The sequence below is a fragment of the Bradyrhizobium sp. BTAi1 genome, from assembly GCF_000015165.1.
In the GTDB taxonomy this organism is placed as follows: domain Bacteria; phylum Pseudomonadota; class Alphaproteobacteria; order Rhizobiales; family Xanthobacteraceae; genus Bradyrhizobium; species Bradyrhizobium denitrificans.
This window is the reverse complement of the sequence record NC_009485.1, coordinates 739,850-753,928: the sequence shown is the minus strand read 5'-3', so window position 1 is coordinate 753,928 and position 14,079 is coordinate 739,850. Positions and strand designations below refer to the sequence as shown.

Below are 14,079 nucleotides of genomic sequence, written 5' to 3'. Positions count from 1 at the left end.
CGGCAGAACCGTGTCAGGAGCTGCCGCCATGCCCGTCCGGATCTTAGAACGGAGATGTTTTAAGCTTCAAGCAAATTCCAGGCCGGTTCACGCTCCGGCCGGGAGTTCTTCTGCTTATTTCATCGGGCACTTGTCGTGGAAACGGTCCTGGTCGTTCTCGACGATGGTGGCGACCGTCTTCAGGGACAGCTGGCCATCGGCGTCCTTGACAACGTCCTGCAGGTAGAAGCTCTGGATCGGGATGTGGTTGTTGCCGAACTTGAACGCGCCGCGCAGCGACTTGAAGTTGGCCTTCTCCATCTCGGCCTTCATAGCGTCCTTCTTGGACGTATCGCCCTTGACCGCAACCACCGCGCTGTTGATCAATTGCGCGGCATCATAGGCCTGGGCGCCGTAATAGGTCGGGCGCAGGCCGGTGTACTTCTTGCGATAGTCGGCGACGAAGGTCTTGTTCTGCTCGTTCGGCAGGTCGTTGACCCATTCCTGGGCGCCGGGCACGCCGATCGCATTGTCCTTCTGCAGCGGCAGCGACAATTCGTCGACGGTGAACGCCGTATAGAGCGGCATCTTTTCCTTCAGGCCAGCCTGCACGTATTGATTGAGGAACTGCACGCCGGCCGCGCCAGGATAGAATACGAAGATGGATTCTGCGCCCGAGGCACGCGCCTTCGACAGCTCGGCCGAGAAGTCGAGCTGGCTCGGCCACACCGTATATTCCTCACCGACGATCTGGCCCTTGAAGGTGCTCTTCAGGCCGGCCAGCATGTCCTTGCCAGCCGCATAATTCGGGCCGATCAAAAACACCGACTTGACGCCCTTCTGGTTCATATAGAGGCCCATCGCGGCGGGCGTCTGGTCGTTCTGCCAGGAGGTCGAGAACACGTAAGGCGAGCACAATTCGCCGGCGAGCTGCGACGGCCCAGCATTGGCCGAGATCAGGAAGGTCTGGGAATCCACGGCCGTCTTGAGCGAGGCCAGCAGCACGTTCGACCAGATGTAGCCGACGATGAAGTCGACCTTGTCGGACTGCACCAGTTTCTCGGTCTTCTGCTTGCCGACGTCGGGCTTCTGCTGGTCGTCCTCGTAGATCACCTCGACCGGCTTGCCGTTCATCTTGCGGCCGAGATGGTCGAGCGCGAGCTCGAACGAATTGCGCATGTCGTTGCCGATCACCGCCGTGGGACCGCTGAACGTCGAGACGAAGCCGATCTTGATGGTGTCGCCGGCAAAGGCCGTGCTCGAAAACAGCAGCGCCGCGGCACCTGCCAGCCAGAAGCTCGTCTTCATGATCTTCCCTCCCCTCATCACGTCGTTCTTATCGTTGTTACGTCACTGGCACGCGGCAGAGCGACAAGCGGCGACGTTTCGTCGCAGCGCTTCATAGCACGATCGTCGTTTCGCGCACCCTCGATCCATGCACCATAATTCCCGGAAACGGGCAAAGGCAAGAACTATAGTGCCTGTTAAGGATACTGCAGCACAGTACAGTCGGCCGCAGAGGCAAAAGCCCAGGAGGGGCGAGATCACGCCCAGGAGCCTTCATGGCCGGGCGTGTCCGGGCCATCCACGTCTTTCGAGGACCGCCGCACGACGTGGATGCCCGGGACACGCCCGGGCATGACGGAGCAACTGATCAGCAGTTTCAGATGTCATGTGCTCTTCCGACGGGGTGAAGACGAACCGCTCTACTTCACCAGCGCGCACCCACCGTCCGCGATCGGCCGAAACGCCTGGTCGGCCGGGATCGTCGAGACCAGCCGATAGTAGTCGTAGGGATATTTCGACTCCTCGGGCTTTTTGACCTCGAACAGGTACATCGGATGCACGACGCGGCCGTCGGCGCGGATGGTCACGTCACCGAACAATCTGTCCTTGCCCTTCACCGTCTTCATCTGAGGTACGACGTCCTTGGCATCATCGCTGCCGGTCGCCGCGACGGCGTTGAGATAAGCGAGCGTGGAGGCGTAGACGCCGGCCTGGTTGCCGCTCGGCATCTTGCCGTTCATGCCGGGACGCGCCGCGAAGCGCTTGGCGAAGGCGCGGGTGTCGTCATCCATGTCCCAGTAGAAGGCTTCGAGCAGCTGCAGGCCCTGCGCCGCCTTCAGGCCCATGCCATGGATGTCGTTGATGAACAGCAGGAAGGCGACCAGCGACTGGCCGCCCTGCTGGATGCCGAACTCGGACGCCTGCTTGACCGCGTTGATGGTGTCGCCGCCGGCATTGGCGAGCCCGATCACCTTGGCCTTCGAGCCCTGCGCCTGCAGCAGGAACGAGGCGAAGTCTGTGGTGCCGAGCGGATGCTTGGCCGAGCCCAGCACTTTGCCGCCATGCTTCTCGATGTAGCTGGTGGCTTCCGCCTCGATGCCCTGGCCGAGCGCGTAGTTGACCGTGATGAAATACCAGTCCTTGCCACCGCGCCCCATCATCGCGGCCGCCGTGGTGTTGCCGGTCGCCCAGGCATCGTTGACCCACTGGATCGTATTCGGCGAGCAGGCCTTGCCGGTGAGATCGGAGCTCGCGGTGGAAGAAGCCAGGAAGGTCATGCGGCTGTTGCGCAGGAGCTCGTTGACGGTGAGCCCCACGGCTGAGTTGGGCACGTCGACGACAGCATCGACCTTGTCGACATCGAGCCATTTGCGGACGATCGCCGAGCCGACATCGGCCTTGTTCTGGTGATCGGCATAGACGATCTCGACCTTGATACCCTTGCCGCCACCGTTGAAATCCTCGGCCGCCATGCGCGCGGCCTCGACCGAGCCCATGCCGTTCGTGTCCTGGAAGATGCCGGAGATGTCGTTGAGCACACCGACGCGCACGACATTGTCCGAGATCTCGCCGGCGGATGCTGCCGCCACGCCGAACGATGCGACCAGCGCGAGCGCACACGTCTTGAATTGCGTCATGATGTTCCTTCCCCTCTTGCTTGTTTTCATTGTTGTCGGTGCCGAAAGAAATCAGCTCTGCCGGTCCGGAATGCGGACAACGAGCCCGGCGAGCGCCGGCTGCACCTTGATCTGGCAGGACAGCCGGCTGTTCGGCCGGCGCTCGGCCGCGGTGCCGTCGAGCAGCGCATCCTCGTCGTCGGAGACCGGCTCGAGTTTCGAGGTCCAGGCGTCGTCGACATAGACGTGGCAGGTGGCGCAGACGGCGTTGCCGCCGCATTCGGCGACGATGCCGTCGACGCCATGGGTGAGCGCGGCCAGCATGACGGTGGCGCCGTCCTCGGCTTCGACCGTCTCGCTGCGGTTGTCGGGATGAATGAAGGTGATCGTGGTCATGGGACAGCTCAGGCTGGAGTGAAGGTGACCGGCAGGCTCTCCAGCCCGCGCAGCGTGTTGTTGTAGCGGCGCTTCGGCTCGTCGCTCATCGTGATCGCGCCGACTTTGCGGGCGAGCGCGGTCAGCACCGCCTCGCCTTCGAGGCGCGCGACGAGTTGGCCGACGCACATGTGGATGCCGGAGCCGAAGCCGACATGGCCGGAGACCTTTCGGGTGATGTCATAGCTGTCCGGCCGCTCCCAGCGGCGCGGGTCGCGGTTGGCCGCGCCCAGGAACATCAGCACCTTCTCCCCTTCGGGGATCACGACACCGCCGAGTTCGACATCGCGCGTCGTGGTGCGGAAGAAGGTCTGCACCGGACTTTCGAAGCGCACCGCCTCCTCGAACGCGTTGCGGGCCAGCGCCGGGTCGGCACGTAATCGCGCCCATTGATCGGGAAAACGGGCGAGGCAATAGACCGCGGCGCCGATGCCGTAGACGGTCGTGTCGAGGCCGGCTGAGAGCAGCGAACGCACCAGCAGCGGCGCCTCGGCCGGCGTGATCTCGCCGCTGTCGCTGAAGGCGTGGATGCAGGCGCCGAAGCCGCCCGGCGTGAGATTGTCGCGCTGGCACTGCGCGGTGACATAGGCCTGATGCGGCGCCGAGCGCTCGATCGCCTGCTGGCGCAACTCGTTCGGCGGCCCGAACGCGTTGAACACCAGGCTGGCATAGGGAATGAGATGCTCGCGGCCCTCCGGCTGGAGGCCGAGCGCATCGGGGAACACCGACAGCGGATAGGCTTCGGCGAGATCGGGAATGGCGTCGAACGAGCCGCGGGCCACGAGTTCGTCAACCTTGGCCTCGGCCGCGGCCATGAAGCCGTCGCGCAGCCGCTTCATGACCGCCGGCGACAACACCTTGCTCAGCACCGCGCGCGTGCGCGTATGCGCCGGCGGATCCGCCTCCAGGATCAGGCTCGGCGGACGCCACGGCGTCTCCTTGGCGAAGTCGCTGAGGCCCACGCCGCGGCTGGAGCAGAAGGTCAAGGGATCGTTCAGGACCGCATAGACCTCGGCATAGCGCGCGACGCCATAGACATTCCATCGATCGAGGTAGACCACGGGGGCCGCCTCGCGCATCTGCTGGTGCGCAGGATAGGGATCATCGAAGAACGAGATCGCAAACGGATCGATGCCGAGATGCGGAATCGCGGGCGGCGACGTGCCGGCCGCGCCTGCGGAAAGACCTGGTGGGTTCATGCGTTGCTCCCGAAGTTTGGCCTTGTCATGCGGCTTTTCCTATCCCTATGACTGGCGATGCATGGACGTTGGGGGTCATGAGCGAGAAAATCAGAACGCCGCGCAAAGCGCCGCCGCGCGAGCCTGAGGAACACGGCCTCACGCTCGACCTCGACCGCTATGTGCCGGCCTTCATCACCTTCATCGCCAACAAACTGTCGAACAGCGCGACCGCGTTCTATCAGCTTAATTTCGGTGTCAACGTCACCGAATGGCGGATCATGTCGCTGCTGGCGATCGAACCCGGCATTCCGGCGTCGCGCATCTGCAGCGTCATCGGTTTCGACAAGGGTCCGGTCAGCCGCACCCTTGCGCTGATGAAGGACCGCGGCCTGATCGCGATCCGCAACGATCCGCAGGACGGCCGCAGCCATTCGATATCGCTGACGGCCAAGGGCCGCGCCACCCATGACAAGGTCATTGTCGCCGCACTGGAGCGCGAGCGGCGACTGCTGGCATGTCTCGACAAGAATGAGCAGGAGATGCTGATCGCGCTGCTCCGCCGCATTCACGACAATCTCGACGCCGTCACCGGCGCGAGCTGAGCCGTCTCGGATCGATCGGTCCCGGAGCGGATCACCGCAGCTTGGCCGCCTGTCGGCGCGCACGCAAGCGATCGCGCCTGCCGCGAGCAGGCAGCGCATGACGTTTCCATTCCCTGTGCAAGGCGCAAGCCCTCCTGCGCCTTCTTTTCTTCACGGTTCGAACGTTCCACATATTGGTTGCTTTGGCAACTATAAACTTTGCAGCGGAGGGACCGCTGCGGCGCGATGTCTCAACTTTTAGCCATCCGCGAAGGCGGCCGGAAATGTCGCGTTGCTACGACTGTCGATCAGGTCCGCCCGTTGCGGCGCGGAATGCGGGAGCAGCGGATGTTGGGCTTCTTCTTCGGTTTCAATGCGCGTCTCGGACGGTTGCAGTACTTCCTGGCCTCTCTCGGCCTCGGGGTCGGCTCGGCGATCGTTGCGACCGTGGTGGTCGTTGCGCTGGCCGCAATTCCCAAAATGCCCGGCCTGGTCCTGGGCGGGACGATCGTGGTGCTGATCGCCCTGTTCCTGTGGGCGAACGTGATGCTGCAGGCGATGCGCTTCCGCGACATCGGCTGGGACCCGGTCTGCGTGATTCCGGGCTGGATCGCCGCCATGGTGCTGGATTATGTCGTCGCCGGCCGGTTCCCAGACTATGCGTTGCCGGGATCACACCACGGCACATGGGTCGGCGCGCTGATCAATCTCGGCCTCAGCATTGCGCTGCTGTTCTTCCCGAGCGGCGCCGACGACGCATCGTCCGGCGGCCCCTCCATGACCCGCACGCCACCGACGTCGGGCCGCGGTAGCCGGGTCCCGGCCACCGAGGCGCGGCTCGCGCGCATCACCGGCGGCGACGCCGGCCGCGGCCTCTACTGATCACGCCGGCCCGATAGTCGGGCGCTATCGCACCATAGCCAAGACGGGCTTGAAGCAACCCAGGCTTGGCGTGTTGAATTGAAGCCGGGGCGCAGCAGCGAGAACCAGCTTCATGACGGGTCAGGCCCAGAATCCGCATCACGTGGTCATCGTCGGCGCCGGTTTTGGCGGCCTCGAAACGACGTACCGGCTGGCCGGCGCGCCCGTCCGCATCACGCTGATCGACCGCCGCAACCACCATCTGTTCCAGCCGCTGCTCTACCAGGTGGCGACGGCCTCGCTGGCGACCTCCGAGATCGCCTGGCCGATCCGGTCGCTGGTGCGGAACCGGCCGGAGGTGACCACCCTGTTCGCGAGCGTCAAGGGCATCGACGCGGCCGGCCGCCGCGTGCTGTTGGAAGACGACACTGACGTCGCCTATGACACGCTGGTGCTCGCGACGGGCGCCCGCCACGCCTATTTCGGTCATGACGAATGGGAGCCGTTCGCACCGGGCCTGAAGACGCTCGAGGACGCGACGACCTTGCGGCGGCGCATCCTCGTCGCATTCGAGCGCGCCGAGCGCGAGCGCGATCCGGCCCGGCGCGCGGCCTGGATGACCTTCGTGATCATCGGCGCAGGGCCCACCGGCGTCGAACTCGCCGGCACCATCGCCGAGTTGGCGCGCTCGACGCTGCCGCCGGATTTCCGCAGCATCGATACCCACGAAGCCCGCGTGGTGCTGATCGAGGCGGGACCGCGGGTGCTCGGCGGCTTTCCGGAAGACCTCTCGGCCTACACGCTGACGTCGCTCGAGCGCATCGGCGTCGAGGTCGTGCTGGGCCAGGCGGTGACCGAATGCACGGCGGACAGCGTCGTCTATGGCGGCAAGCGGCTGGATACGCGCACCCTTATTTGGGCGGCCGGCGTGCGCGCCTCGCGCGCGGCGGAATGGCTCGGCGCGCCGGCGGATCGCGCCGGCCGTCTGCAGGTCGCGCCGGACCTCACCGTGCCGGGCCACCCCGAGATCTTCGCCATCGGCGACACAGTGACGATCGCCGCCTGGAACGGCCAGCCGGTGCCCGGCATCGCGCCGGCCGCGAAGCAGCAAGGCCGCTACGTCGCGGAGGCGATCAAGGCGCGGCTTGCCGGCCGCACGCTGCGGCCGTTCCGCTACCATCACGCCGGCAGTCTCGCCCAGATCGGCAAGCGGCTCGCGGTGATCGATTTCGGCTGGATCAAGCTGCGCGGGGCCCTGGCATGGTGGATCTGGGGGCTCGCCCACATCTATTTTCTGATCGGCCTGCGCAATCGGCTCAGTGTCGCCCTGAGCTGGCTATGGATTCACGCCCGCGACCAGCGCGCGGCCCGCCTGATCACCCAGGGCAGCAGCAAGGTGATGGATTGAAGCCGATTATTATTTAGGCAAATCGCCTGCTTCGCAGGACAATTCTGCCAAGCTCGTGCCGAGCGGTTGCTGCAAATCACTGAAAACGAACAATTTTCAACGAGCTGCCAGTTCCGGCCAATGTACACAATGGCACGTGGCTTGCTACGTTCGCAGCAGGATCGGCGAAGCGGAGCGCAAGGACATGGCAAGCCAGACATCGGGCTCTCGACGGCGGAGCGCTTCGTGACCGAAACCGTCGCCGAGATCGTCGCCGCCCATCGGGCCGGCCTGACGACCCCCAAGGATACGATCGCACGCTGCTACGCGCGGATTCGCGCGCATGATGACCCTGCCATCTTCATCAGCCTGCGCGACGAAGCGGATGCGATCGCCGAGGCGCAGCGGCTTGCCGGCCAGGACGCCGCGGCACTGCCGCTGTTCGGCGTGCCCGTTGCGGTCAAGGACAATATCGACGTCGCGGGACTGCCGACGACAGCCGCATGCCCGGCCTTTGCCTACACGCCGACCCGCGATTCCACCGCAGTGGCGCGGCTACGCGCCGCCGGCGCCATCATCATCGGCAAGACCAATCTCGACCAGTTCGCCACGGGCCTCGTCGGCGTGCGCTCGCCCTATGGCATCCCGACCAATCCGGTACGCGGCGATCTGGTGCCGGGCGGATCGAGCTCCGGATCGGCGGTCGCGGTCTCGGCAGGGCTCGTGCCGCTGTCGCTCGGAACGGATACGGCGGGCTCCGGCCGCGTTCCGGCCATGCTCAACAACATCGTCGGGCTGAAGCCGAGCCTCGGCATGATTTCGACCGCCGGCCTGGTGCCGGCCTGCCGCACCCTCGACTGCATCTCGGTGTTCTCTTTAACGGTCGATGATGCGGTCGCAGCGCTCGACGTCATGGCCGCGCCGGATCCGCTCGATCCGTTCTCGCGCGACCGGCCGCTCGGCGCGGTGACGGCATTTCCGCGCGGCGTGAAGCTCGGCATTCCCCGCCCGGGACAACTGATCTTCTTCGGCGACAAAGCCGCCGAGGCCGCTTACGGCGCCGCCGTGGCGCGCTTCGTCAAGCTCGGCGCCGAACTCGTCGCATTCGACCTCGAGCCGTTCTACGAGACGGCACGGCTGCTCTATGAAGGCCCCTGGGTCGCCGAACGCTATCTCGTGATCCGCGATCTCCTGGCGTCCGATCCCGACGCGATCCATCCGGTGACGCGCGAGATCACCATCGGCGGCGCACGCGGCAGCGCGGCCGACACCTTCGCCGCGCTGTATCGGCTGCAGGCGCTGCGCAAAGTGGCCGAGCGCACCTTCGCCGCTGTCGATGCGCTGGTGCTGCCGACCGCGCCCACCGCCTACACCACTGCGGAGGTGCTGGCCGATCCGATCCTGCTCAACAGCCGGCTCGGCACCTACACCAATTTCGTCAATCTGCTCGATCTGTGCGGACTGGCGGTGCCGGCTGCGATGCGCAGCGATGGCATTCCGTTCGGCATCACGCTGCTGGCGCCGGCCGGACACGACGCCGCGCTCGCGAGCCTCGGGCGCGCCTTCCATGCCGACACCGCGCTGCCGGTGGGCGCCAAAGCGACACCGCAGCCACCGCTCGCGGCCGTATCGCCATCGCTACATGGCGACGAGATCGCGATCGTGGTGGTCGGCGCGCATCTCTCCGGCATGGCGCTCAATCACGAGCTGACCCGTCTCGGTGGCCGTCTGCTGGAAGCAGCCAGGACCGCACCGGACTACAAGCTCTATGCGCTGCCGACCACGCCGCCCAAGCCCGGCATGCTGCGCATCGAGGCCGGCAAGGGGGCGGCGATGGAGGTCGAGCTCTGGGCGCTGTCAGCCGCCGGCTTCGGCAAGTTTGTGGACCTCATCCCGCCGCCGCTGTCGATCGGCACGATCCGGCTCGCCGACGGCCGCAGTGCCAAGGGCTTCCTGGTCGAGCCTGCAGCGCTTGATGGCGCACGCGACATCTCGGAGTTCGGCGGCTGGCGCGCGTATATGGCGCAGAAGAGCTGATCGACGTTAGTTTAGCACCGTTATTGCGGTGGAGCTCGTCTACACCGACACCGCGTAAATCTCGTACTCGCCGCGCACCAGCTCGATATGGGCTTTCATGGCGCTGGCCGCGCCAGCCTTGTCGCCACGCAGGATGGCCACGACGACGCGATCGTGTTCGGCATGCGACTTGGCGAGGCGGCCGAGATTGCGGAACTGGGCCCGGCGGAACGGCTGCACGCGCACCCGCGTCGCCAAGGTGATCTCGGCGATATAGGCATTGTGCGCGCCGGCATAGATCGCGTTGTGGAAGCGCTCGTTCACCTCGTGGAAGCGCTCGGGATTGCCGGCATGGCTGAGATTGCGCAATTCCTCGTGAATGGCTTCGAGCCGCTGCCGCTCGACCGGCGTCATACGTTGCGCTGCGAGGCCGGCGCACAGGCCTTCGAGCTCGGCCATCGCCTCGAACATCCCAGTCAGCCGATCGACGGAGGGCCGCGCCACCACTGCGCCGCGATGCGCGCGCGCCTCGATCAGGCCGGATGCCGCGAGCTGGCGCAGCGCTTCGCGCACCGGGGTGCGCGAGACGTTGAAGCGCTTGGCGATCTCGGTTTCGTCGAGCGGCGCACCGGGCGCCAGCGCACCGCGCACGATATCGTCGGCGAGCTGCAGGCGCAGCTCCTCCGCGCGAGTGATCTTTGCGACCGCTGGCGGCGCGCGATCGGCGCGCGGCCCATCAGGATCGCGGGCGGGCCGCTGCTGCGTCCGCGGCGGAAGATCGTCCAGGCTCATGCCTCAGCCGCCTTTTGCTTCATCGATGATGCTGACATGGGCAGCGACGATTCTCCAGCCCTCCGGGAACCGAACCCAGGTCTGCATCTGGCGCCCGACCTTGCCGGGCGCGCTGTCGCGATAGAACAGGGTCGAGGCCACCGCAGTGTCGCGGCCATAGGCGGTGATGATGGTGCGCGCGGTGCGCCGCATCAGGCCCGCCGGCGAGCGCGCGGCGCGAAAGGCCGCGATCTCGCCATAGCCGTACAAGTTCTCACCGATGCCGTAGCGCAAGGTGCGGGCGTCCTTCCGGAACAGCTCGTCGAGCACGGCGACGTCGTTGCTGACGAGCGCCTGTTCATAGCGCTGGAACTGCGCCGTGACTTCGGCAACGACGTCAGGCAGATCGACTTCCATTCTCCAGGACTCCTCTCGGGGCCGGCGCAGCGGCGACGCCACGCTGTTGCAAGGCGTGGGCCACGCGCAATGCGACATGTTCGCACCAGGGCGCAGCGATAATCTGCACGCCGATGGGCATCGGCTCGAGCGGAATCGGCACGGCGACGACCGGGAGCCCGATGAACGAGATCGGCTGCGTGTGGATGCCGATATTTGCGCGCACGGGCAGCTCGACGCCGTCGAGCATGAAGGTCGCCTGCCCGAGCTTCGGCGCGATGCAGGGCGTTGCCGGCGCGATCAGCACGTCGACCGATGTGAACAGCTCCAGCACCTTGGCGCGATACCAGCGACGGAACTTCTGCGCGCGGTCGACCAGCGGCGCCGGAATCATCGCGCCGGCGATGAGACGGTCGCGCACCGCCGGATCGAAATCATGAGGGCGCGTGCGCAGCCGGTCGAGGTGCAGCGAGGCCCCTTCGGTGGTGCTGATGACATAGGCCGCAGCGCGGGCGCGCGCGGCTTCCGGCACCTCGATCACCTCGGTCACCTTCAACGCCGCCGCAACACGAGCGACCGCTTCGGCGGCTTCGGGAAACAGGTTCGTCTGGAAGTGACCGCCAGCAAGGCCGATGCGCAAACCGTCGAGTTCTTGCGACAGCAATCCGGACACAGGCTCCGCAGGGCGCGTCGTGCACGCGGCGTCGTCCGGATCGGGCCCCTGCATCGCGTCATAAGCGAGCGCGAGATCCTCGACCGAGCGCGCGAACGGGCCGAGATGATCCAGGCTCATCACAAACGGAAACGAGCGCGCGCGCGACAGCCGGCCATAGGTCGGCTTGAGACCGAAGATGCCGCAGAACGACGAGGGCACGCGGATCGAGCCATTGGTGTCCGAGCCGAGCGCGATCGGCACCAGGCCGCCGCCCACGGCGCTGCCCGATCCGCCCGACGAGCCGCCGCTCATCCGTGTCGGATCATGCGGATTGCGCGACGGGCCATCATGCACGTTCTCGCCGGTGAAGTCGTAGGCGTATTCGCCCATGTTGAGCGCGCCGACCAGGACCGCGCCTGCGGCCTCCATGCGCGCGATCAGCGTGGCGTCGCGTGCGGCCGGCGCACGGTCGCGGTTGATCTTGGAGCCTGCACGGGTCGGCAGCCCCTCGACATCGAACAGGTTCTTCACGGCGAACGGCACGCCAGCGAGCGGGCCGACAGATTTGCCGGCCGCGATCGCCGCGTCGATCTCAGCCGCCTTGGCGCGTGCGCGCTCGGCCGTGACATCGGTGAAGGCGTTCAGCACGCCATCGCGCGCAGCGATCCGCGACAGCGCGGCCTCAGTCGCCTCCTTGGCGGAGAGCTTGCGGGTGGCCACCGCGGCGGCGATGGCGCTCGCGGTCATGTCGGCAGGATCAAGCGGTGAAGACACTGGCAGGCTCGGCTTCATCAGGCAGGGGGAATTCGTCGACCAGCTTCGCCATTTTCAGCGACACGTCGAGATTGGCGCGGATCGCCGGACGCCAAGCCTCTTCGATCGGCAGCCCCAAGGCGCGCCCGACCGCGTCGATGTAGTCATCCCATGGCTCGGCCATGCACCTCTCCCCTCAATGCACCGGCAGCGGCGGATGCGGAATCGCGGTCAGCAGCTCGCGCGTATAGTCATGCTGCGGATCTCCTAGCACACGTTCGGAGCTGCCTTCTTCGACGATTCGACCCGACCGCATCACGATCACACGATCGCACAACAGCCGCACCACGTTCAAATCATGGGAGACGAACAGATAGCTCATGCCCAATTGCTGCTTGAGGTCCTGAAGCAGATTCAGCACGACCGCCTGCACGGAGACGTCGAGCGCCGCCGTCGGCTCGTCGAGGATCACGAGCTTCGGGTGCAATGCGATCGCACGTGCGATGCCGACGCGCGCCTTCTGGCCGCCCGAGAGTTGATGCGGAAAGCGGTCGAGCAGGTTGAGCGGCAGACCGACCATGCGCGCGAGCTCTTCGCACCGCCCGCGCAGGGCGTCGCGCCCCTTGATGTCGCCGAGTTGCAGGATCGGATCGGCGATCGCACGCGCCGCGGTGAAGCGCGGGTTGAGGCTGTCGGTCGGATCCTGGAACACCATCTGGATGCGGCTGCGCAGCGGCAGCCGGGCGAAGGCCTGCGGCAGGATGTTGCCGATCTCCTCGCCGTCGAAGCTGATGCGGCCCGAGGTCTGGTCGAGCAGACGCATCACCATCATCGACGTGGTCGATTTGCCGCAGCCGGACTCGCCGACGAGGCCGACGCTCTCGCCATGGCCGACGGTGAAGCTGATGCCATCGACGGCACGAAACATCTCGGGCTCGACCGCCGGCTTGCGGCCGAACAGTCTTGACAATGTCGGCGATCCACCCTGGCGCGGATATTCCTTGATGAGCTTGTCGATGAGAAGGAGCGGCCGCGCAATTCCGGCACGCGCCTCGTCCCTCCCGCACTGCTCGTCCGCACCACTTCGCTCGTCCCCCCCGGGCTTGACCCGGGGGTCCATCAGCTTCGACGACTCTTGCGCAACGGGATGGATCGCCGGGTCAAGCCCGGCGATGACGGACTGTGCATTGGGCGACGTCTCCTCCTCCGGCAGCAGTTCGCGCAGGGACACGCCGAGACGCGGCGTCGCACGCATCAGCTTGCGCGTATAGGGGTGCTGCGGGTTGGCGAAGATGTCGGCAGCCTTGGCGGTCTCGACCACCCGCCCCTTCTCCATCACGACGACGCGGTCGCAATAGGCGGCGGCAAGTCCCAGATCATGCGTGATCAGGATCGTCGACATGCCGCGGCTCCTGGTCAGCTCGACGACGAGATCCATCACCGCCTTCTGGGTGGTGACGTCGAGGCCGGTGGTCGGCTCGTCGGCGATCAGAAGCTGCGGATTGCAAGCCAGTGCCAGCGCGATGACGACACGCTGGCACATGCCGCCGGACAATTCGAACGGATAGGCATGGTAGCGCTCGCGCGGACGGGCGATCTTGACCTGCTCGAGGGCAGCGATCGCCTTCTCCCCGCGATCGCTGGCCGCGGCCTGCGCGTGCTGCTTCAGCACATCCTCGATCTGCTGGCCGACCTTGCGAATCGGATTGAGCGCTGCGCGCGGATTCTGAAAGATCATCGAGATCTCGCGTCCGCGCAGGTCGCGCACCGCGCTCTCGTCGGCCGCCTTGACGTCGACGCCGGAAAACATCACCGAGCCCTCGGCAATCCGGCCTGCACGGTCGAGAATGCGCATCACCGCATACGACGTCACCGACTTGCCCGAGCCGGATTCGCCGACGATCGCCAGGGTCTCGCCCTTGGCAACGGAGATGTCGACATGCTGCACGGCCTTGACGATGCCGCGACGGGTGGAGAACTCCACGGTGAGATCGCGGACATCGAGCAGCGGCTGGGCGGTCATGATGCTCTCCAATCACACAGACCGTCATGCACGGGCTTGACCCGCGCATCCGTCAGACTGACGAAGGTTTGCTTGAAGGGATGGATTGCCGGGTCAAGCCCGGCAATGACGAGGTTATTCCTTGGCAGGTAGCTCATC

General features: G+C 66.0%; 14 protein-coding genes. 4 read left to right on the top strand and 10 right to left on the bottom strand.

The genetic code is table 11. The features are described 5' to 3' along the window. Positions 1–114: 114 nt before the first annotated feature. From BBTA_RS03420 to BBTA_RS03405, 4 genes are all read right to left on the bottom strand, one after another. Complete coding sequence (locus BBTA_RS03420) at positions 115–1,287, bottom strand: ABC transporter substrate-binding protein (RefSeq protein ID WP_012041048.1); 1,173 nt, start codon at positions 1,285–1,287, stop codon at positions 115–117. A gap of 398 nt (positions 1,288–1,685) precedes the next feature. Next, positions 1,686–2,903, bottom strand: a complete 1,218-nt coding sequence (locus tag BBTA_RS03415) for an ABC transporter substrate-binding protein (protein WP_012041047.1) — start codon at positions 2,901–2,903, stop codon at positions 1,686–1,688. Between the two features lie 51 nt (positions 2,904–2,954). Then, on the bottom strand, positions 2,955–3,278 hold the full coding sequence (locus BBTA_RS03410; protein WP_012041046.1) for a 2Fe-2S iron-sulfur cluster-binding protein: 324 nt from the start codon (positions 3,276–3,278) through the stop codon (positions 2,955–2,957). Positions 3,279–3,286: 8 nt separating this feature from the next. Further along, positions 3,287–4,516, bottom strand: a complete 1,230-nt coding sequence (locus BBTA_RS03405; RefSeq protein ID WP_012041045.1) for a cytochrome P450 — start codon at positions 4,514–4,516, stop codon at positions 3,287–3,289. 77 nt (positions 4,517–4,593) lie between these two features. Between BBTA_RS03405 and BBTA_RS03400 the strand changes: the two genes are divergently transcribed. The 4 genes from BBTA_RS03400 to atzF all read left to right on the top strand — a co-directional run bounded on the left by BBTA_RS03400 (position 4,594) and on the right by atzF (position 9,364). Further along, on the top strand, positions 4,594–5,100 hold the full coding sequence (locus BBTA_RS03400) for a MarR family winged helix-turn-helix transcriptional regulator (protein ID WP_012041044.1): 507 nt from the start codon (positions 4,594–4,596) through the stop codon (positions 5,098–5,100). A 327-nt stretch (positions 5,101–5,427) separates the two neighbouring features. Next, positions 5,428–5,961, top strand: coding sequence for a DUF805 domain-containing protein (locus BBTA_RS03395; protein WP_041751208.1), 534 nt, complete (start codon positions 5,428–5,430; stop codon positions 5,959–5,961). A 112-nt stretch (positions 5,962–6,073) separates the two neighbouring features. Further along, a complete protein-coding gene (locus BBTA_RS03390; protein WP_012041042.1) occupies positions 6,074–7,348 on the top strand; it encodes an NAD(P)/FAD-dependent oxidoreductase in 1,275 nt (424 codons plus the stop codon). Between the two features lie 225 nt (positions 7,349–7,573). Next, positions 7,574–9,364, top strand: coding sequence for an allophanate hydrolase (atzF, locus tag BBTA_RS03385; RefSeq protein ID WP_041751207.1), 1,791 nt, complete (start codon positions 7,574–7,576; stop codon positions 9,362–9,364). Between the two features lie 39 nt (positions 9,365–9,403). Here the strand turns inward: atzF and BBTA_RS03380 are convergent, their stop codons facing one another. Genes BBTA_RS03380 through BBTA_RS40625 form a run of 6 tightly spaced genes read right to left on the bottom strand, consistent with a single transcriptional unit; the run spans position 9,404 to position 14,078 of the window. Further along, positions 9,404–10,135: a GntR family transcriptional regulator gene (locus BBTA_RS03380; RefSeq protein WP_012041040.1), complete on the bottom strand. Its 732-nt coding sequence runs from the start codon at positions 10,133–10,135 to the stop codon at positions 9,404–9,406. Positions 10,136–10,138: 3 nt separating this feature from the next. After that, positions 10,139–10,531 carry an oxalurate catabolism protein HpxZ gene (gene hpxZ, locus BBTA_RS03375; protein ID WP_012041039.1) on the bottom strand — a complete coding sequence of 131 codons (393 nt, stop codon included), beginning with the start codon at positions 10,529–10,531 and terminating at the stop codon, positions 10,139–10,141. Continuing rightward, positions 10,512–11,912, bottom strand: a complete 1,401-nt coding sequence (locus BBTA_RS03370) for an AtzE family amidohydrolase (protein WP_041750295.1) — start codon at positions 11,910–11,912, stop codon at positions 10,512–10,514. Before BBTA_RS03370 ends, hpxZ begins: the two co-directional genes overlap by 20 nt. Positions 11,913–11,922: 10 nt before the next feature. Beyond that, entirely contained in the window at positions 11,923–12,102 is a 180-nt protein-coding gene (locus BBTA_RS03365) for a DUF4089 domain-containing protein (RefSeq protein WP_012041037.1), read from the bottom strand. A gap of 12 nt (positions 12,103–12,114) precedes the next feature. Next, positions 12,115–13,941, bottom strand: a complete 1,827-nt coding sequence (locus BBTA_RS03360) for an ABC transporter ATP-binding protein (protein WP_012041036.1) — start codon at positions 13,939–13,941, stop codon at positions 12,115–12,117. Next, positions 13,938–14,078, bottom strand: a complete 141-nt coding sequence (locus BBTA_RS40625; RefSeq protein WP_168167859.1) for a hypothetical protein — start codon at positions 14,076–14,078, stop codon at positions 13,938–13,940. The genes BBTA_RS03360 and BBTA_RS40625 overlap by 4 nt, the downstream gene beginning before the upstream one ends. Position 14,079 lies beyond the last annotated feature (1 nt).

Excerpts from the sequence above, each read along its gene's own strand:
- BBTA_RS03420 (WP_012041048.1), bottom strand. The coding sequence starts at position 1,287 with ATGAAGACGAGCTTCTGGCTGGCAGGTGCCGCGGCGCTGCTGTTTTCG.
- BBTA_RS03415 (WP_012041047.1), bottom strand. The coding sequence starts at position 2,903 with ATGACGCAATTCAAGACGTGTGCGCTCGCGCTGGTCGCATCGTTCGGC.
- BBTA_RS03410 (WP_012041046.1), bottom strand. The coding sequence starts at position 3,278 with ATGACCACGATCACCTTCATTCATCCCGACAACCGCAGCGAGACGGTC.
- BBTA_RS03405 (WP_012041045.1), bottom strand. The coding sequence starts at position 4,516 with ATGAACCCACCAGGTCTTTCCGCAGGCGCGGCCGGCACGTCGCCGCCC.
- BBTA_RS03400 (WP_012041044.1), top strand. The coding sequence starts at position 4,594 with ATGAGCGAGAAAATCAGAACGCCGCGCAAAGCGCCGCCGCGCGAGCCT.
- BBTA_RS03395 (WP_041751208.1), top strand. The coding sequence starts at position 5,428 with ATGTTGGGCTTCTTCTTCGGTTTCAATGCGCGTCTCGGACGGTTGCAG.
- BBTA_RS03390 (WP_012041042.1), top strand. The coding sequence starts at position 6,074 with ATGACGGGTCAGGCCCAGAATCCGCATCACGTGGTCATCGTCGGCGCC.
- BBTA_RS03380 (WP_012041040.1), bottom strand. The coding sequence starts at position 10,135 with ATGAGCCTGGACGATCTTCCGCCGCGGACGCAGCAGCGGCCCGCCCGC.
- hpxZ (WP_012041039.1), bottom strand. The coding sequence starts at position 10,531 with ATGGAAGTCGATCTGCCTGACGTCGTTGCCGAAGTCACGGCGCAGTTC.
- BBTA_RS03370 (WP_041750295.1), bottom strand. The coding sequence starts at position 11,912 with ATGACCGCGAGCGCCATCGCCGCCGCGGTGGCCACCCGCAAGCTCTCC.
- BBTA_RS03365 (WP_012041037.1), bottom strand. The coding sequence starts at position 12,102 with ATGGCCGAGCCATGGGATGACTACATCGACGCGGTCGGGCGCGCCTTG.
- BBTA_RS03360 (WP_012041036.1), bottom strand. The coding sequence starts at position 13,941 with ATGACCGCCCAGCCGCTGCTCGATGTCCGCGATCTCACCGTGGAGTTC.
- BBTA_RS40625 (WP_168167859.1), bottom strand. The coding sequence starts at position 14,078 with ATGAGCTACCTGCCAAGGAATAACCTCGTCATTGCCGGGCTTGACCCG.